Annotated in this window: 15 protein-coding genes, 3 tRNA genes and 3 pseudogenes; 12 read left to right on the forward strand and 9 right to left on the reverse strand. The window is 59.9% G+C overall.

Annotated elements, in window-relative coordinates; all coding sequences use genetic code 11:
* Nucleotides 1-172 precede the first annotated feature (172 nt).
* From F1563_RS14775 to F1563_RS08530, 4 genes and pseudogenes are all read left to right on the forward strand, one after another.
* Nucleotides 173-769, forward strand: coding sequence for a hypothetical protein (locus F1563_RS14775; RefSeq protein ID WP_002528231.1), 597 nt, complete (start codon nt 173-175; stop codon nt 767-769).
* A 410-nt stretch (nt 770-1,179) separates the two neighbouring features.
* Nucleotides 1,180-1,678 (forward strand): annotated as a pseudogene (locus tag F1563_RS08520) (hypothetical protein).
* Between the two features lie 194 nt (nt 1,679-1,872).
* Nucleotides 1,873-1,958: transfer RNA gene (locus F1563_RS08525), tRNA-Ser, on the forward strand.
* Between the two features lie 70 nt (nt 1,959-2,028).
* Nucleotides 2,029-2,520: a hypothetical protein gene (locus F1563_RS08530; RefSeq protein WP_002528229.1), complete on the forward strand. Its 492-nt coding sequence runs from the start codon at nt 2,029-2,031 to the stop codon at nt 2,518-2,520.
* Nucleotides 2,521-2,661: 141 nt separating this feature from the next.
* Here the strand turns inward: F1563_RS08530 and F1563_RS08535 are convergent, their stop codons facing one another.
* Together F1563_RS08535 and F1563_RS08540 are read right to left on the reverse strand one after the other, a co-directional pair.
* Entirely contained in the window at nt 2,662-2,880 is a 219-nt protein-coding gene (locus tag F1563_RS08535) for a hypothetical protein (RefSeq protein WP_002528228.1), read from the reverse strand.
* Nucleotides 2,881-2,944: 64 nt separating this feature from the next.
* The gene (locus F1563_RS08540; protein ID WP_002546603.1) at nt 2,945-4,654 is read right to left on the reverse strand and encodes a sodium:solute symporter family protein; all 1,710 of its coding nucleotides are present in this window, start codon (nt 4,652-4,654) and stop codon (nt 2,945-2,947) included.
* Between the two features lie 229 nt (nt 4,655-4,883).
* Between F1563_RS08540 and galK the strand changes: the two genes are divergently transcribed.
* Both galK and F1563_RS08555 read left to right on the forward strand, forming a co-directional pair.
* Nucleotides 4,884-6,119, forward strand: coding sequence for a galactokinase (galK, locus tag F1563_RS08550; protein WP_149302649.1), 1,236 nt, complete (start codon nt 4,884-4,886; stop codon nt 6,117-6,119).
* A 137-nt stretch (nt 6,120-6,256) separates the two neighbouring features.
* Nucleotides 6,257-7,228 carry a LacI family DNA-binding transcriptional regulator gene (locus F1563_RS08555; RefSeq protein WP_002528225.1) on the forward strand — a complete coding sequence of 324 codons (972 nt, stop codon included), beginning with the start codon at nt 6,257-6,259 and terminating at the stop codon, nt 7,226-7,228.
* 46 nt (nt 7,229-7,274) lie between these two features.
* Here F1563_RS08555 and F1563_RS08560 read toward each other — a convergent pair whose 3' ends face one another.
* Nucleotides 7,275-9,128: an LCP family glycopolymer transferase gene (locus F1563_RS08560; protein ID WP_308479196.1), complete on the reverse strand. Its 1,854-nt coding sequence runs from the start codon at nt 9,126-9,128 to the stop codon at nt 7,275-7,277.
* A gap of 224 nt (nt 9,129-9,352) precedes the next feature.
* On the opposite strand from F1563_RS08560, the gene F1563_RS08565 reads away from it, so the two are divergent.
* Together F1563_RS08565 and F1563_RS08570 are read left to right on the forward strand one after the other, a co-directional pair.
* A tRNA-Ser gene (locus F1563_RS08565) sits at nt 9,353-9,442 on the forward strand.
* Between the two features lie 235 nt (nt 9,443-9,677).
* Nucleotides 9,678-9,750 (forward strand) — tRNA-Arg (locus tag F1563_RS08570).
* A gap of 49 nt (nt 9,751-9,799) precedes the next feature.
* Here the strand turns inward: F1563_RS08570 and F1563_RS08575 are convergent.
* On the reverse strand, nt 9,800-10,000 hold the full coding sequence (locus F1563_RS08575; RefSeq protein WP_002528223.1) for a PLD nuclease N-terminal domain-containing protein: 201 nt from the start codon (nt 9,998-10,000) through the stop codon (nt 9,800-9,802).
* Nucleotides 10,001-10,208: 208 nt separating this feature from the next.
* On the opposite strand from F1563_RS08575, the pseudogene F1563_RS14245 reads away from it, so the two are divergent.
* Both F1563_RS14245 and F1563_RS08585 read left to right on the forward strand, forming a co-directional pair.
* Nucleotides 10,209-10,385, forward strand: a pseudogene (locus tag F1563_RS14245) (hypothetical protein); the annotation flags it as partial.
* Between the two features lie 37 nt (nt 10,386-10,422).
* A pseudogene (locus F1563_RS08585) lies at nt 10,423-11,144 on the forward strand (type 1 glutamine amidotransferase).
* A 32-nt stretch (nt 11,145-11,176) separates the two neighbouring features.
* Here the strand turns inward: F1563_RS08585 and F1563_RS08590 are convergent.
* The 3 genes from F1563_RS08590 to F1563_RS14640 form a co-directional block, all read right to left on the reverse strand.
* Nucleotides 11,177-13,057 (reverse strand): potassium transporter Kup, encoded by a 1,881-nt coding sequence (locus F1563_RS08590; RefSeq protein ID WP_002528219.1) that lies wholly within the window; start codon nt 13,055-13,057, stop codon nt 11,177-11,179.
* Nucleotides 13,058-13,268: 211 nt separating this feature from the next.
* On the reverse strand, nt 13,269-13,430 hold the full coding sequence (locus F1563_RS13645; RefSeq protein ID WP_002528218.1) for a hypothetical protein: 162 nt from the start codon (nt 13,428-13,430) through the stop codon (nt 13,269-13,271).
* 334 nt (nt 13,431-13,764) lie between these two features.
* The gene (locus F1563_RS14640; RefSeq protein WP_002546604.1) at nt 13,765-13,899 is read right to left on the reverse strand and encodes a hypothetical protein; all 135 of its coding nucleotides are present in this window, start codon (nt 13,897-13,899) and stop codon (nt 13,765-13,767) included.
* Nucleotides 13,900-13,949: 50 nt separating this feature from the next.
* Between F1563_RS14640 and F1563_RS08600 the strand changes: the two genes are divergently transcribed.
* A complete protein-coding gene (locus tag F1563_RS08600; protein ID WP_007434208.1) occupies nt 13,950-14,552 on the forward strand; it encodes a YbaK/EbsC family protein in 603 nt (200 codons plus the stop codon).
* Here F1563_RS08600 and F1563_RS08605 read toward each other — a convergent pair.
* Together F1563_RS08605 and upp are read right to left on the reverse strand one after the other, a co-directional pair.
* Nucleotides 14,549-15,307, reverse strand: a complete 759-nt coding sequence (locus F1563_RS08605; RefSeq protein ID WP_002528215.1) for a MaoC/PaaZ C-terminal domain-containing protein — start codon at nt 15,305-15,307, stop codon at nt 14,549-14,551. The two genes, F1563_RS08600 and F1563_RS08605, sit on opposite strands and share 4 nt — an antisense overlap.
* Entirely contained in the window at nt 15,304-15,945 is a 642-nt protein-coding gene (gene upp, locus F1563_RS08610; RefSeq protein WP_007434207.1) for a uracil phosphoribosyltransferase, read from the reverse strand. The genes F1563_RS08605 and upp overlap by 4 nt, the downstream gene beginning before the upstream one ends.
* 300 nt (nt 15,946-16,245) lie before the next feature.
* Here upp and F1563_RS08615 point away from each other — a divergent pair, with 300 nt between their 5' ends.
* Nucleotides 16,246-16,890, forward strand: coding sequence for a tRNA adenosine deaminase-associated protein (locus tag F1563_RS08615; protein WP_002528213.1), 645 nt, complete (start codon nt 16,246-16,248; stop codon nt 16,888-16,890).
* The last annotated feature ends 34 nt before the right edge of the window (nt 16,891-16,924 follow it).

The following is a 16,924-nucleotide window of genomic DNA, read 5'->3' on the forward strand; positions in this document are numbered from 1 at the left end:
ACCTCGCGTTCCCAAAAGATTTCACGTGAGGGGGAAGTTGCGTCCACAGATTTTGGGGCTTATCCACAGATTTTGAATCTGGGGGTTCTCACTGGTTTCGCAGACCCCCAGGATTGTCGCCATGGTGATGAATGGTGAAAGCGCGGGATGTTGTCGACGGCGTATAGCGACCTTGGCATCCCTTGTCATGGTCGGTTTAGGGGCGATTGCGTGTGGAGCTGGCGGGAATTCGTCGAGTGGCGTAACTCCAGTTGCAAGCGTGGCCCCGGCACAAAGTTTGACTCCGATGCCTAGAGCGGAGGCGCCGAAGTTTTTGAAGGTGTCGGCAAGACCTGTCCCGGGTACGAAACAGGATGCGTTGTTCTTGGAGGCGAAGAAGGTTTATGAGACGTATCTGGAACAGACTCTGCTTTTTGAGCAGGAAGGTGGGGGTAAATCTTTACCTTTAGGTCTCGGGAAAACAGTAGGTGGGCCGTGGGAAAATATTCTCGAAGAATACTACGCTAAAGTGAGGAGGCGAGGGCATCATGTGAGTCCTCAGTCTGCTGGATTCGGGGATATAACCCTGTCTCGTGTTAAGACAGAACCCCCATATTTAATAACGCTTATATCGTGTGTAGATCAACGCCAGTGGGTATTTGTGGATAAGTCAGGTGAAGAAGTGTCTAGAGGTAATTTACGCCAGATCACTATGTCAATGGCTAGAGAAAATGGATCGCTTGTGACTGTTGCTGCTAGCTCGAGAGGTGTAGATAGATGCGTCGGGTGATCTGTTTGTTCTTGGGGGTTATCGCGATTCATGCCGGTCTCATGTCGACGCTGGCTCTTGTGGAGCAAGGTATCGATATCACGGACATGGAAAACACGGGGAATGTGACGGTCAGGTACCGGAATGAAGGTTCCCATCACAAGCCCCGGATTAAAATTCGGGAAAATGTCAAGCATAGCACGCTCGGATACAGCGGCTCTTATCATAAGCATCGAAGTCACAAGCCGGGAAAGTCTGAGACACCACGTTCTCGAGCGCTTGAGAGGCGGTACGAACCTACGGTGACCGAGGCGTACCGCGATTCGATGATGATGTCTCCTAGCTGGGTTCCCTATTGGCCAGGGCACCATGACCTACCCTCGGCTTTGAGGCCTAAGAAATCCCACTCTCAGAGGGCGCCCGGTCCCGCGATTGCGGAGTCTGCTGGTCCAACTCGGGAAGAAATCCGAGACTGGTCTATCAATCTTGCGACGAGTATTCACCTTGCTAAGCCGGTCGTCGACATTGAGCCGCAACCTACAGTCAACAAGTGGAACATCACTGCGGTGGGGCAACCGTTGTGGTTCCACAATCCAGGGTCAGGACGTCACACCTCCAGTGATTCTTCGCACGGAATCATCGTTTCCCTCGACATCAAACGAGTCGAGACCGTCTACGACACTGGTGAGAAAACCATCCACTGCGCTCATTCAACTCCGCGCCCGGAAAATGCCGATCCGCGAGCACAGTCTCCAGATTGCGGCTATATTTACCAGCACCCAGGAAACTACACCGTACGCATGACCGAGGTGTCGCGTGGAATGGCGTTCAGGCGATCAGTCTGGCACGACTATCACAAGGAGGTCATCCGCTAAGCCGCTGACGGTTAAAGAACTCATCGGCGTGCTCACAAAACCCGGAAGACGATGATGGCCGGCAGCTGGTTTCAGGGCGAGGCAAATCGTAGTTACCGTCGCCCAGGCGCTGGAAACGAGGGCCACTAGACGATGCCCACGCCCGGACTCGTCAACGTTCGGGCGATGTATGAGCGTGTGCGCGTCCGAGACGATGAATTATGATCGATGAATCATGGCTAAGATGTGATTACCGGGACGTGCCCGGTTGGCGAGATCGCATAGTGGACGAGTGCAGCCGCCTTGAAAGCGGCCGAGGGCAACCTCCGTGGGTTCGAATCCCACTCTCGCCGCCACAGAGCCTGGCCTTCAGGTGTAGCGCCCGAGGGCCAGGCCCTTTACATATCAGCCTTGCAGTGATGGGAGATGGGGATGCCCAGGACGGACGTGACGGATCTTCCACCTGGCACGACTCGGCACATCATGTCGCCGGAACCTCCTATTCGTGGTTTCATCATCGCTGGCATCTTGTCCATTGTTGGCGTTGTCCTCATGATTATCAGCATCGCCAAGAGCTGGCATGAGATGGTGACCATCATCTTTATCGCTGTCCTCGCCTGCGGTATCGCCCTGGCTGTCACTGCAGCATGGTCCATGGTTCACATGAAGCTTTACGTCGATTTGGACGACAAGGGTTACCACATCCATGGCGCTGGACAGGATCGCTGCGGAACCTGGGACAAGGTCACGAAGGCCGCGCTCACCGAGTCACGCTCTCGTCTCACTCTCTACCACGGCCAAGTTGGACGTACCCACATCGTGCGTCCTGGCGTCGGGGACCCCAAAGAGATGGACGACCTCGCTGTCGACGTCGCACATCGCCTCGACAAGTCACGCGGATACTGCCAAGACATCTGAGACGTCGATAACGACTAACAAGGCAGTGGCGTTCCAGAGATGCTCTGGAACGCCACTGCCTTGGGTTTTCGCGTGCAGGATAGCCCACGCGGTGTCAGCTAGCGGTTAGCTAGTGCTTGAAGCGGGTCTGCGCCCGTCGTTTCACTTCTTCTCTGCAGCCGACCCGTCAGCCTCCTCGACTACCTCCGGCACCTTGACTGGGCGGAGTCTCACCCACACCAGAAACGCCGCCCCAGCGGCAAGCAAGCAGATCCCAGACAACAGGTCGGCGTGAGCGTCAGATCCTTTCGCTAGCCCAGTGATCGTCAAGATAATCCCGTAGAGTCCGAGCAGTTCACCAATGACGGTCCGAATATCCATCGCGCGAGCGGCTTTACGGCGATTGTGGCGAGCTGTAGCAGTTCTGTTCGACATGACAAGCTCCTCAGAAGATGATGTTGAGAATGATGGTGATGGCGAGCACGGTCATGCCGAGCGGAACCGTGCGGCGATACCACGGGAGCTCCTTTTCCTGCGGATCGACGAGATGCTCCTTCGGGGTCTCCGAGTACACCAACCTGACCAGTTCTGCCGCAGGCTTAGGTTCGGTAAACAGCGACACCACGATGCTGACGATGATGTCCGCAACGAATCCGGCTGTGGCAGCGAGGAACGCCACCCCCTGACCTGGCAAGGTAAACGTTCCCGTCAGGCTCATAACCCACACCGTTACGGCACTCAGTGTGCCGACGACTAGGCCCGACCAACCCGCATGCGGGGTTGAGCGCTTCCAGAACATACCGAGGATAAACGTTGCAAACAGGGGGGCGTTGAAGAATCCGAACAACGTCTGCAAGTAGTCCATGATGTTGGAGAACCCGGACGCCATGAACGCTGTTCCGATGGCGACAACGGTCGCCATGACCGTGGCAATGCGTCCCACCTTGACGTAGTAGTCGTCGGACTTGTCCTTGACGATGTAGTGCTGCCAAATATCCACGCTGAAGACAGTGTTGAACGCCGAAATATTCGCCGCCATACCAGCCATGAAGGCAGCCAATAGGCCCGTAATCGCCACGCCCGTCAGACCGGTTGGCAGCAGATTACGGATGAGGAACAGCACTGAGTCGTTGTACTGGACGAAGCCACCTGACGCGCCACCAACAACCTTTTCGCCAGCCTTCATGCGGGCAATTTCAGGAACAAGCACTGCAGCGAGCATGCCTGGCAAAACGGTGAGGAAGGGCACGAGCATCTTCGGGAAAGCCCCGATAATCGGCGTCTTGCGTGCAGATGACAGAGAATCAGATGCCATCGCCCGTTGCACCTCGACAAAATTCGTCGTCCAGTAGCCGAAGGACAGCACGAATCCGAGTCCGAGCGTGATACCAATGACAGACGTCACCGGGCTGTCGAACCCGGATAATGCCTGACCAGGCCAGGAATGAAGCTGCTGGGCAGCCGGCGTCACGACGCCAGGATGAGCCTTGGCAGCAGCCATGATCTTGGTCTTGAGGCCACTCCAGCCGCCAACTCGATGTAAACCGATGATGACAAGGGGTAGCAGGGAAGCAACGATGACGAAGAACTGCAGCACCTCGTTATAGATAGCTGCCGACAAGCCACCAAGGCTGATGTAAGCGAGCACGATCACCGCAGCGACAATGAGGGCGACCCACAGCGGCCATCCCAGCAGGGCATGGACGATAGTCCCGAGTAGGTACAGGTTGATACCGGCGATAAGTAGCTGGGCCAGCGCGAAGGAAATTGCGTTGACGAGGTGCGCTGCGGGGCCGAAGCGGTTAAGCATGAATTCTGGCACCGAGCGCACACCGGAGCCGTAGTAGAAGGGCATCATGACGATGCCAAGAAACACCATCGCGGGGATAGCGCCGATCCAAAAGTAGTGGACTGTCGGAATGCCGATCTGAGCTCCGTTAGCCGACATTCCCATGATCTCGACGGCGCCAAGGTTGGCTGACACGAATGCCAGCCCCGTTACCCATCCGGGCAGACTGCGCCCGGACAAGAAGAAGTCGAGGGAATCGGACACCTGATGCCTGGCGGCCAGTCCGATCCCGAGGACGAACACGAAATAGATGAGCAGGATCAAATAGTCAACGAACCCTGCGTTGATGAGTGTCTCCAACGGCATTGTGTGTGGGGCGGTCCTTTCGGTTGGTGCGGAGGAGAACGGCCTCGTTGGCGTCGCCCCCGGGGGGAACCATAGACCCCCAGTGTGGCACGAACGCACTCGCACCCGGTAGTTTTGAGTACGTAAACATTTTGAGTGAGTGAAGTGGAGACAGCACCAGCGTCGCTGTCGCCATCGTCGTACGCTCAACTCCGTTGACAAAGGATTTCGACCGGCAAAGGAGCCATTCATGTCGCAGGTACCCCACGCCGTGGCGGCGGATCGTCAGACCCCTACGATCGGCACAGCCTGGTCGACCGAGGAGGGCGCCACTCGCGCGCATCACCTCTTCACCGAGCACATTGGTGGCAGTCCTGACGGCGTCTGGGCGGCCCCCGGTCGCGTCAATATCATCGGTGAGCACACCGACTACAACAACGGTTTGTGTCTGCCAATTGCCCTTCCCCACCGTACCTACGTTGCTGCTCGTCGCCGCGATGACGACAAGGTCATCCTTGTCTCCCAGCTTGACGACAGCGTCCTGACGTGGGAGGAAACCCTTGAAGAGATCGCTCCCGGGTCGGTTGCCGGCTGGAAGGCCTACACCGGTGGTGTCGCCTGGGCGCTGCGTCAGGCCGGACATGACCTCAGTGGATTCGAGGCTGCACTGGTCACGTGCGTTCCTCTGGGCGCGGGACTGTCGTCATCGGCAGCCGTCGAATGTGGCGTCGGTCTGGTCCTTGCCGACCTCTACGACCTTGGCCTCACCGACTCCGACGCCCGCCGTACCGATCTCGTTAATGCTGCCCGTACTGCGGAGAACAATGTTGCCGAGGCTCCCACTGGAGGTCTTGATCAGACCGCTTCACTGCGCACTACCGAAGGCCACGCCCTCCTCCTCGACTGTAACGACTGGTCGGTTCGTCAGGTCCCCTTCGACCTAGATGCGGTCGGCTTGGAACTGCTTGTCATCGACACCCGCGCCCCCCACAGGCTGGTCGACGGCCAATACGAGGCACGACGTCGAGCCTGCGAAAATGCTGCCCGCATCCTCGGCGTCGGTAGCCTGCGTGACGTCGGTGACTTGGGGGCCGCTGTAGCTGCTCTCGATGATGAAGAGCTGGCCAGCCGGGTTCGTCACGTCGTCACTGAGAACGACCGCGTCACCCAGTTTGTCAAGCTCCTCGACACCGGCCGGGTCCGCGAAGTGGGACCGCTTATGGACGCCTCCCATAACTCCCTCCGTGACGACTACGAGGTCACCTGCCCCGAACTGGACACCGCCGTCGACGCGGCTCGTGATGCTGGTGCTCTCGGCGCACGGATGACTGGCGGCGGGTTCGGTGGTTGCGCTATTGCTCTGGTTGATCGCGACGTTCGCAACGAGGTTGCCACGCAGGTCGTGAGCTCCTTCCGTGAAGCCGGTTTCGCCCACCCCGAGTTCTACGTCGTTACCCCCGGTCCGGCTGCCCTACGGGTGCAATGATTGTGGGGCAGAATTCGCCCGTTCCTTGGCCGTCTGAAAGTGGGCGATGCGTGGAGCCGGAAGTGGGCTGCTGACGTGCTTATGCGGAGTGTGTAGTTATGACCGAGCAGCAGCGTCGAGGGTCATCTCGACCCTCAATGGGTGACGTCGCCGCGGCCGCCGGGGTGTCCCAGCAGACCGTCTCGCGGGTCGTCAACAATTCCAACGCCGTTCGCAAGAAAACTGTTGACAAGGTCCTCAAGGCCATGGCTGAAGTCGGCTACTCGCCCAATGTGGCGGCTCGGAGTTTGCGCTCGGGCCGCACGAGTGCCATCGGCGTCCTTGCTACGGACCTTTCACGCACCGGAGAGCTGCGGACCGTCCAAGCCATTGTTGATGCTACCCGTCGCAGCGAGTTCGCCGTCGTCCTTGATCGCCTCGAGCCCACTGACGACCTCGTCGGGGCTTACCGGCACGCGATGAAGCGCATGGCGGGGCGGGTCGACGGCTTCATCATCGAAGGGCTTGAGCTTGACCACCCCGAGGAACTCGATGCACCGCCGGGTATTCCCGTCGTGATGGCTGGCCCTCCATGCAGCCGTTTCTCGACCGTCGGGTGCGACCAAGACCCCGGCGTGCGTGCCGCCGTCAACTATCTCGTGGCGTTGGGGCATCGTACTGTTCACTTCGTTAGCGGCCCGGACAATTCCCGCCAGGCTGCGGTGCGCCGTCGGGCCTGGCAAGAGTGCGTGGAAGCCAACGGCTGCGAGATCCCCGATGTCATCAAGGGGGACTGGACAGCCTCGTCCGGACGCAATGCCGCGCGTTACCTCAGGGCCGCTGGGGCGACGGCCGTGCTAGCCAGCAACGATGAGATGGCGGCAGGTGTTATCGTCGGTCTGTTCGATATGGGTGTCAGGGTCCCTGACGATATGTCCGTGGTGGGATTCGATGATGTCCTGGGTAGTGTGGTGTGGCCGACGATGACGGCAGTGCGTCAGGACTTCACGGCAATTGGGCAACGTCTCGCTGAAGAACTCCTAGCCCAGTTGCAGGGAGTCCCGAAGAAGTCGGTGATGGTGCCGGCTCCGCTGGTGGTTCGGGGAAGTACCGCACCTCCGCAGCACTGATCCCGAACGACGAACCGTACACTGCTGGCGCAGACCAGGCTGGGCGTCAGGGCTGCTGCGGGTTGTAGGCGCAGGCGTCAGTCACAGACTGGGAGACATCGTGATTGTTGGGTGACGGATGTGGAGTAGGGCCGTGCGGGGACTTCTTTGACGTACTGTGGATCGGCTTCGACGTGGCGGTGTTGTGAGTTTTGGCAGCCGTGGCCCCCGTCACCGGCTTGTTCTTGTTCTTCGACTCGGAGACGCTATGAATAGCGGCCTGTACCTGTTTGCGGACGAGACCATAATTCGGATGGGAAGAGATGAATCCATCCTTGCCATTGGTGAAGACGACGCGATTGATGTTGGCGTCGCGCATGTTGATGGCGAGGTCGACGAAGGCCGGCAGCATTCCCTGCGGGATGTCGGAGACCACCATCTGTCCGGAAGCGTCAGCAATCGATTCGAAGCGAGTCAATACGGTCTGCGGGCTGGTTTGGTCAAGAACGGCCTTAATAAGGCAAGACTGGCGTCCCATCCGGTCGTAATCGGTGCTCTCTGAGCGCGACCTCGCGTACCACATGGCATGGTAGCCGTCGAGGTGTTGGTTGGGGCCAGTCTCGAGGTAACCGTCCGGCTTCTTACCTTCAGTGTTACCGGCGATGGGCAGGCGTTCGTTGATGTTCACAGACACTCCGCCGAGGGCATCAATGAGTTTCTGAAGGCCGTCGATGTCAAGCATGACGAAGTAGTCAATCTTGAGGCCGAGGGCCTCGCCGGTAGCCAGCTTGAGAGCGTCGGCTCCGGGGTAGTCGGTCGCGCCCATGCGGTCGACGTAACGGGCTGATACCGTCGACCAGATCTCGTTAGCCATGTAGTCAGGATTGTCACCGTTACCATCTTTCCCGACGAACCCGTTGGGAAAGTCCCTGTGAAGCGGCGAATCAGGTGGAAATGGCATCCGTGCGGTGTTGCGAGGGATCTGGAAGATCGAGGTATCACCGTTGGAGGTGTTGATCGACGCCACCATGATCGTATCGGTGTTCATGGAGTTCTCGGCGCGATAATTACGCACCTTACTGTCGTCGGCGCCGACGAGCAGAATGTTGACTCGTGGCTTGGCTGCCCAAATCGCCTTGACGTCCTGATTGTAATTGATGGATGGGCGGGTACCGGATCGCTTATCGGTGAAGATTCGACCGAGCATGTGTGCCTCGTCGTAGGCATACCGGCCAGCGACGGCTAGTGGGGTCGCGACGGTGGTACACAGCGCGGTGACAAGGATGGTCGAGACCCAGCGTTGCCCGTGGGTGATGCCCTGAGGCCGAAGGTCCAGATGAGAGAAGGTCAGCAGTGCCACCAAGGCGACGGCAAGAATCGGCAAGCCCCAGCTCAAAGCGGTGAGCAACTTGGGACGTACGACGATCGATGCCGCAACTGACGGGTTAGCCAGGACGAAGAAAACGGCAATAGTTAGCCCGATGAGGAGGAGACCGATGATCGTCAGGCCTGTGACACGGCGACGCGGAGCGCGACTGCGAGACAGAGTCAGACCGGGGACGATGGCCCCGAGAACGGTCCATCCCAGGCAGGCGCGGAAGGCGTGGTTGCGTTTGGCCTCCTCGTTCCACCTCGACGGCATGCGGCGGCTGCGGCCAGCCGGCGAAGCCGTCGCGGTTGCAGCCCGTCGGGCTGGGGTGGGACGCGATTTTGGCTCGCTGGGAGGTTGCGGGGCATTGACCGGGGGTTCAGCTGCAGAGCGGCGTGGACGCGGGAAGGGTGCCGGCTGCCGAACAGCAGCCTCGAGATCCGCCCGCCGCAGGACATGCGTGTCCTCGTTGGCTTCCGGGTCGTTCGTCCAGTCCGGTTGAGCGGCGTGACGTGGAGACGGTGAGTTAGCGCCGTACGACGCGTCAGCCATGCTCATCCCTTTCCACAAAATCGATGGGGCGGACCCCATGTTAACCTCTACCCCCAATGCGGGGCGGTAGCGCCTGGCTGGTCAATAGCAAGTGTGACTGGCGCTCGGTGTCTGTACAGACAGATGCCCCTTGTCAGGAAGGCGTGCCAGAGCCGATATGGCACGTTGTCGAGCTCTGGAATTGGAGGGTTGGGGGTTGAGAGGGTAGGCTGACACGGCGTGTTGGAGGTGTCGCCTAGTCAGGTCTATGGCGCCCGCCTGCTAAGCGGGTTTGGGAGGTAATCCCATCGCGGGTTCAAATCCCGCCACCTCCGCCGGATGCCCGGTAGCTCCTACGTAAGGGGCGCCGGGCGTTGTGCATTGTAGGGTCGGTAGCCGGGTTGGTTGTGCCCTAGTGGGAGGTTCTGGACCTGGGGTCATCGGTGGGTTGGTGTCCCACAGATGGTGTTCCGGAAACCCGCTTACCAGGCGGATCGTCCGGAATTGATTTGCCCGAGTTTGCATTGCAAGCCCGAGAGCTGTAGCGTTTAACAACGCGCACAGCGCAAAGCGCCCGTGGCTCAACGGATAGAGCATCTGACTACGGATCAGAAGGTTGGGGGTTCGAATCCCTCCGGGCGCGCAGAGCGAAACTCCGCTAGTGCAGCGGGGTTTCGTCGCCTCGAGGCGGCTCACTGCGGAAGCGGGCTAGATACCCGCTCTCGCCTCAACGCTGTGTTTCTACCTGCGATAAGCCACACGATTGGCCCAACAACCGGGAAGCAGAGACAGACGACGATCCAGATCACCTTGCCCACATCCGTCAGATGGTTCGACCTGAGAATCGACAGCAAGGCAAAGACGAACATGATGACCGGCACGACGATGGCCAAGGCCGACAGGATGGCAAAAGAATCATGTGCCTCGGAGTACTGACGCCGTCGATCCGATCAGTGTCAGTGGCCCATGGCCACCGTGTGGGTCCATCGTGGTTCGAATGTGCGATTCCTGGAAAATACCCTTCCCTCCTGCTACAACGCCGCTAGACCTTGAGACGGCGTCGAGCTCGACGTCCAACTTGCCGACGACGGCAACGTTGTCGTTTGTCACGATGACGCCGTTGCCCGTGCCATTGACGTCGATGTCGTGATCAGGAATGACCCGCCACCGTCCAGCAAGTCATGGGAGAAAATTGACAGCAGCCCTGCTTACCCGGCACTCACCAGCGACAATCCGCCTCCTGTCGGGCGAGACTGCACTCAGCTGCAACAGCTCTGACACACGACAGTTACAGAAAATCCGTAGTGTTTCCGCCATGACGCGGATCTTGGTCATCGTTCACGAGTCCTCTTGCAGTCCAGGCAGGCTCGGGCAAGTGTGGCGCGACGCCGGGGCAGACGTCGTCGAGGTCAGTGCCTGGAACCAACCGGTGCCGCCGATTGTGGACGCCGACGCGCTCGTGGTGCTGGGTGGCTCCATGGGCTGTCAGGACGACGCTGAGGCACCGTGGCTGGCTTCCACCCGCCAGCTCATCTCCCGGACGGTGAAGGCAGGAACGCCCTTCCTTGGCGTCTGCCTGGGTCACCAGCTTGCCACTGTCGCACTGGGAGGACGGGTCTGCACCTCCGACCACCTCTGCCTCGGGCCGGTCGAAATGCACCTCACCCCGGACGGGGAGAAGGATCCACTGCTGTCGGTCTACGACGGACACCGCGGTATTCACTTCAACAACGATGTTGCGGTCGTCCTCCCCGAGGGCGCCGTCCTGCTGGCGCGCGATCCCACCGGTCAGGTTGAGGCCGTCCGGTTCGCCGAGCGCGCATGGGGGTCCAGTTCCATCCCGAGTGCACCTTTGACAGTTGGACCATTGGCCACACCGAGAAAGAATGGAAACAACGTCTTCCCTGGTCAGAAGCCATTGTCGCGGCAGAGACAGTGCGTCGCGACGTCGACGTCGTCAATGCTGATGGGGCCTTCGCTGCGCAATTCCTGGAACTTGTGGGCCCTGAGAAAAGATGGTTCCCGAGACCTCGCTAAGTCTCGGGAACCATGGCAGTTTTAGCGGATCGTCACAAATCGACGGCCTCACCCATAACCACCGCGCGAGTACGAGGTATCCGGAAGACCCGAGTGCGATCGGCTTGGTTGCGCGACATGGCGATGTAAAGCATCTTGCGCCAGCCGGCCATGTGCGCACCCTGCTGTGGTTCGTCCCGCTTCACATCTACTAGGGAAAGGTAGTAGATCGCCTCGTCGAGATGATGCTTGAGACTAGGACACTTAGCGGCCGCCAAAGCTAGTGCCTTGGGGACGTCCTGGGAATCGGTAAACCCGACATGACACGCGATGTACGTGATGCCGTCGGTAGGTCTGCCGAGGTCCACCTTCTCAATCCGGTTGACGTGCCGCACGTGTGGCACGTTTTCCACCACTATCGAGATGATGACGTTGTGCTCGTGCAACACGTGGTTAAACCTGAGGTTGTTAAGCAGGGCCAGCGGGGTTGTGGCCCGCCCAGGATGCGGGTAAATAGCCAGGCCGGGGACGCGGGTTGGCTTGGACTCGTGCATCCAGTCGAGGAAATCGTCCAGCGGTCCCTCATCGTCTTGTCGCTGCTTGGCGATGTAGGCGGTACCGCGTCGCCACGTCGTCATGATGATGACGACGATGGTTGCAAACATCAACGGAATCCAGCCGCCAAAGGCGATCTTTAGCAGGTTGGCAGAAAAAATCGATAACTCGACGCCACCGACAATGACACCAAAGAGGATAAGAGCCCACATCGGCCAATGCCATGCCCGGTGAGCCAACACTAGGAACAGACTCGTCGTCAGCAGGAAGGTGCCGGTGACGGCCAGGCCATAAGCCGTGGCTAACTTCGACGAAGTTTGGAAGATGAGGATAAGGGCTAGCACACCGGCAAAGAGGATCCAGTTGATTTCCGGGATGTAGATCTGGCCGCCTTCGGACTTTGAGGTATGACGCACACCCAGGCGCGGCAGCAACCCCAGGCGGGCGGCCTCTGAACTCATCGAGAACGCCCCCGAGATGACCGCTTGGGAGGCGATGACGGTGGCCGTCGTCGCGATGACGACCAGTGGGACGGTTGCCCAGTCTGGGGCCAACCGGAAGAACGGATTGTCGATCCAGTCGGGATGAAGCAGGATCATCGCACCCTGGCCCAGGTAGTTGATGAGCAGACAGGGCAGCACGAGGGCGAACCACGCCAGCCGGATTGACGAGGCCCCGACGTGGCCCATGTCGGCGTACAGCGCCTCGGCACCGGTGATCGTCAAGACGACGGCACCCATCGCGATGAATGCCATGCCGGGGCGTTCGACGGCGAAGAGGATTGCCCAGTGTGGGAGCAGGGCCGTGATGATGACGGGATGACGGATGATCCATGGGATGCCGATGGCTGCCAAGGTGAGGAACCAGATCCCCATCACCGGACCGAAGGCCTTGCCGATGGCCGACGTTCCCCGTCTCTGCACGATGAACAGGACAGTGAGGATGACGATGGAAGCCGGTAGGACGATCTTCTCGGCGGCCGGGTTGGCCACCGTGATGCCCTCCACTGAGCTCATCACCGAGATCGCCGGGGTGATAAAAGAATCGCCGTAGAACAGGCCAGCGCCGATGATGCCGAGGAGGAGGGCCGTCATGCCAGTGCCTTTGTGACTAGTCATGAGACGACGCACCAAGGCCATCAGGGCGAGGATGCCCCCTTCGCCGTCGTTGTCAGCACGCATGACGAAGATGACATACTTGACGCATACCACGAGCAGGATCGACCAGAAGATCATCGAGATGATCCCCATGACGTCTTCGGGGGTTGGGCGTACGGCATGGTTCTCCATTGAGAACACCGTTTGCAAGGAATAAAGGACTGAGGTGCCGATATCGCCGAAGACGACTCCTAACGCGGCTAGGGCCAGCCCTGGCTTCATGGATCGGATTGGTTCAGGATCAGCGATCGGCTGGGTGGCCTTGGCCACTGCTTGCCGTCTATAGCTGCGACTCACTCAAGAAAGTATGGACCCCTTAGTCTTAACTGCAAATTGACCGAGGGATCTGACGCATCCTGGGGCTTGGGAAGCTACCGTGGCTTCCTCGCCTCGGTGATGCTTCTTTCGTCTCGCCTCAGAGGCGATGACGCCCTTACGCTCGTGACACAATGACAGCGCTGTAGGGCGGCAAGGCGAGGGTCACGGAGGCCGGTTGGCCGTCATAGTCGTCCTCGACGGCGTCGAACCACTCTGGGACGTCCACCCCGTCGAAGACATCTGAGTACACCTTCGCGTTGGAGTTGAACTTCGACACCCAGCAACCGGCATGCCAACGGCGCAGTCGCTCCAGATCTTAGAGTCGAGGTTCATCGTCACCACGTCGTCGTCATACGGACCGCCGTCAGCCCAGCGGTGGAAGACGTAGACGTGACTGTCTGGGTGCAGGTGCAAAGTCTCGACGTTCTGGCCCGCGAGGCCTTTGGCGTGGCCTTCTTCGCCCCGGCAGCCTGGCCGTACCAGTAACCGTTGTCTTCGCTGACACGCTGGAATTTCGCTGAGTGGACCTTTTCGTCGTCGTTGTCACCCGTCGGCTGAGCTGCCCGGTCATCGAAAGTTTCGGTGACGACGACGGCCTCGGCGTGCGGGGCCTACACTGCGGAACGCAGCGCCACCGTCGATGGGGGGAGAGACGCCCATGCGCATGGCGCGATCGGCGTAGTCGGGATGGGATCATCGGCATTCGGGAGGTAGCTGCCGCGGACTGTGGTCGTGTCGTCGGTCATCGTTCTCCTTATCGTCGAAACAACTGCCGTCAACGGTATTTATCCGAGGTGTGAGAAGTAGTCTCGTCTATGGAACGACCGTGGCTACGGTGGGCCACATGTACGACTCCGTAGAACACCTGCCCGCTGCCGACCATCCCGAGCTGTTGGCCGCGACGGTCACCGGTCGAGCCGCCGAGTTGCCGTCGGCAGTCGTCTTCAGCATTGACCCTGAGATCGCCGACACCGGTGCGCTGTGTGAGGCGTTCGGTGAGGGTCTCGAGACCTGCGCTAACTGCGTCATCGTCAAGGGGAAGCGTGGTGGCGTCGAGAAGTACGTTGCATGTCTGGTTTTGGCGACGACAAGGGTCGACGTCAACAAGGTGGTGCGCAAGAAGCTCGACGTCCGTAAGGCATCCTTCGCGCTGATGGACGAGGCTGTCAGTATGTCCGGGATGGAATACGGCGGTATCACCCCGGTGGGGCTGCCTGCCGAATGGCCGATCTGGATCGATCCGCGAGTAGCCGAGGCTGAGGCCTTGTGCATTGGATCAGGGTTGCGCAGTTCCAAGCTCATCGTTAGTGGCGCCGACTTGGTCTCCCTGCCTGGTGCTGAGGTCGTCGAGGGGGTTGGCGAACTGAGGTCGGCAGGTGTTGATGTGCCTCCCCTCTAACCTGTAGTGACCCTCTGCAAGGTTGCAGTAGCGGTCACGGTGCCGTCGGTGCGACGGACCTTGGCCTCACCCTTTTCGATGCCGACGACGAGTCGGGTCGGGGCCGTCACTGGGGCGCTGAACCGGTAGCAGAACTGCTTACCAATGAAATCCGCGCCCATGTCCTCGAACGCTTGAGCCATGAGCAGGGCCTGCAACGGTCCGTGGACCACCAGGCCATCATGTCCGGCGCGGCGGCAGAAATCGCGGTCCCAGTGGATGCGGTACGGGTTCGCCGTCAGGGCCGAGAAGGTCACTAGCAGGGGCTCGGTCGCTAGGAAGCCGTCGCCGTCGGTGTGACCGGCACCCTCGGGCGATGGATCGGCGGAGCGTGTCGGTAGGAACACATAGTCCTGCTCGTCGACGAGGCAGTCTTGACCGTTCTGGGACCACGTGGACCTCATAGTCACGAAGTGGAGTGGGCTGCGGCGGCCCTCTTTGTCGGTAACCAAGGCTACTTCGGTAGTGCGAGAGGTGTCGCTGTTGAGAGCGAGCGGGAAGATGGTACGCACTCGTCCGCCCGCAAACATCCTCGTCATGCCTGGCCCTGGGGTGATCGGTGAGCCGACTACGTACCCGTCCTCGTCGAGGTCGGCGGGGACGACTGGGTCAAGGAGGAGTACCCAATGCCAGCACGGCGGGACGACCTCGCGGGGTTCTTGGGAGCCAAGTAAAGCCGCTAAGCCACGCAGGTCGGCGGGGCGTAGGATAGTCATTCCGCCAGGCCGTACAGACGGTCGCCGGCGTCACCCAGGCCAGGGACGATGTAGCCGTGCTCGTCGAGGTGATCGTCAAGGCCCGCGACGATGAGGTGACAGGGGACGTCAAGGTCCCTGACGAGCTTGCGGAAATTCTCAATGCCCTCGGGGGCAGCCAGGATGCACAGGCAGGTGATGTGGTCGGCGCCGCGGCGGACCAGGAACTCGACAGTGCCGCCTAGAGAACCGCCGGTAGCCAGCATCGGGTCGAGGACGTAGCACTGCCGGCCCGAGAGATCCTTTGGGAGACGCTCAGCGTAGGTCATCGGTTGGAGGGTTTCCTCATCGCGGGCCATGCCCACGAAGCCGACCTCAGCTGAAGGGATGAGACGCATCATGCCCTCGAGCATTCCCAGGCCGGCGCGCAGAATCGGAACCACGAGGGGCTTAGGGCGGGTTAGGGCAACTCCCTCGGTGGTGGTGAGCGGGGTAGTGACGGTAGTCGGCTCGATGCGCACTTCGCGGGTGCCCTCGTAGGCCATCAGGGTGACAAGTTCCTCGACAAGCTGGCGGAAAACCGGACTAGGGGTGTCTACCGAGCGCAACAAGGTCAACTTGTGGGAGACGAGCGGATGATCCATGACGTTGAGTTCCACAAGTCTAACCTTGGCACATAGGGGAGGGTTAGTAGTGTTCGGCTCCCCGTCTGGCTCGAGTAGGGGCGGGAGGTGCTGGGATGGCAGGATCAGTTTGAGGTACTGTCCGTTCTTGCCAAAAATTGCCCGAATACCTGATGGTAACGTTGCCATCGCAGTTTTTGACAAGAACGGACAGTAGAGGTCGAGTAGGAGAGCGTGGTGCTCCCCGAGAATGTGGCGGGTAAATCGGCTTTGCGACTGTTTCCCCGGCCGGATGTCTGCAACGATGGAGACGTTCGCCACCCCAAGGAGGTCGTCATGTCCCGGTTCAGCAATGACGAGTTTGTCCCCGACGATGACGTCAAGTCCTTCGACGCCGATGACGTCGATGACTACGACGATCTCGAAGATTACGACGAGTTATCCGATGACGAGGACGACTACGACGATGAGGATGACAACGATTACGACGACGATCTCGAGGATGCCAGCGAGGACGAGATTGACCTTGTCGTAGCCCTCTATAACGATGATGGCGAACGTGTGGCAGTTCCTATGGAACCGATGCTCGCCAATGACTTCGATGAGCTCGTCACTCAGCTGAGGCGTCTGCCCGGTGATGCTGGAGCCGTCGGCATGGTCTCCATCGACCACCAGTTCTACGTCATCGTCAGAGTGCGAGGCCGAAATGTGCAGGTCTTCCTGTCCGACGCCACCCAGGCCAACGATTGGCCGATAGCCCGTGATGTCGCCGATTTTCTCGGTGAGGACATTCCCGATCCTGATGACGATCCCGAGACCATGGGCGACGGCGACATGCTTGCTGATGCCGGGTTGGGGGAGTTCGACATGGAGGCTTTCGCCGACGCCGACGAGGACTCTGACGAGATCCTGTCCGACATTGCTGCCCGGGTTCACTTTGGGCCGCAGTTCGAGCGGGCCGCTAACACCTCGGTGCGCTGACCTGTGGCCGGCCCGATGCCGGGTTGGCGTCAGG

The organism is Cutibacterium modestum (assembly GCF_008326345.1).
GTDB lineage: Bacteria > Actinomycetota > Actinomycetes > Propionibacteriales > Propionibacteriaceae > Cutibacterium > Cutibacterium modestum.

What these genes read in the sequence shown, in the direction of transcription:
- F1563_RS08530 (WP_002528229.1), top strand. Translation starts at nt 2,029, where the DNA reads ATGGGGATGCCCAGGACGGACGTGACGGATCTTCCACCTGGCACGACT.
- F1563_RS08535 (WP_002528228.1), bottom strand. Translation starts at nt 2,880, where the DNA reads ATGGATATTCGGACCGTCATTGGTGAACTGCTCGGACTCTACGGGATT.
- F1563_RS08540 (WP_002546603.1), bottom strand. Translation starts at nt 4,654, where the DNA reads ATGCCGTTGGAGACACTCATCAACGCAGGGTTCGTTGACTATTTGATC.
- galK (WP_149302649.1), top strand. Translation starts at nt 4,884, where the DNA reads ATGTCGCAGGTACCCCACGCCGTGGCGGCGGATCGTCAGACCCCTACG.
- F1563_RS08555 (WP_002528225.1), top strand. Translation starts at nt 6,257, where the DNA reads ATGGGTGACGTCGCCGCGGCCGCCGGGGTGTCCCAGCAGACCGTCTCG.
- F1563_RS08560 (WP_308479196.1), bottom strand. Translation starts at nt 9,128, where the DNA reads ATGGCTGACGCGTCGTACGGCGCTAACTCACCGTCTCCACGTCACGCC.
- F1563_RS08590 (WP_002528219.1), bottom strand. Translation starts at nt 13,057, where the DNA reads ATGAAGCCAGGGCTGGCCCTAGCCGCGTTAGGAGTCGTCTTCGGCGAT.
- F1563_RS14640 (WP_002546604.1), bottom strand. Translation starts at nt 13,899, where the DNA reads ATGACCGACGACACGACCACAGTCCGCGGCAGCTACCTCCCGAATGCC.
- F1563_RS08605 (WP_002528215.1), bottom strand. Translation starts at nt 15,307, where the DNA reads ATGACTATCCTACGCCCCGCCGACCTGCGTGGCTTAGCGGCTTTACTT.
- F1563_RS08615 (WP_002528213.1), top strand. Translation starts at nt 16,246, where the DNA reads ATGTCCCGGTTCAGCAATGACGAGTTTGTCCCCGACGATGACGTCAAG.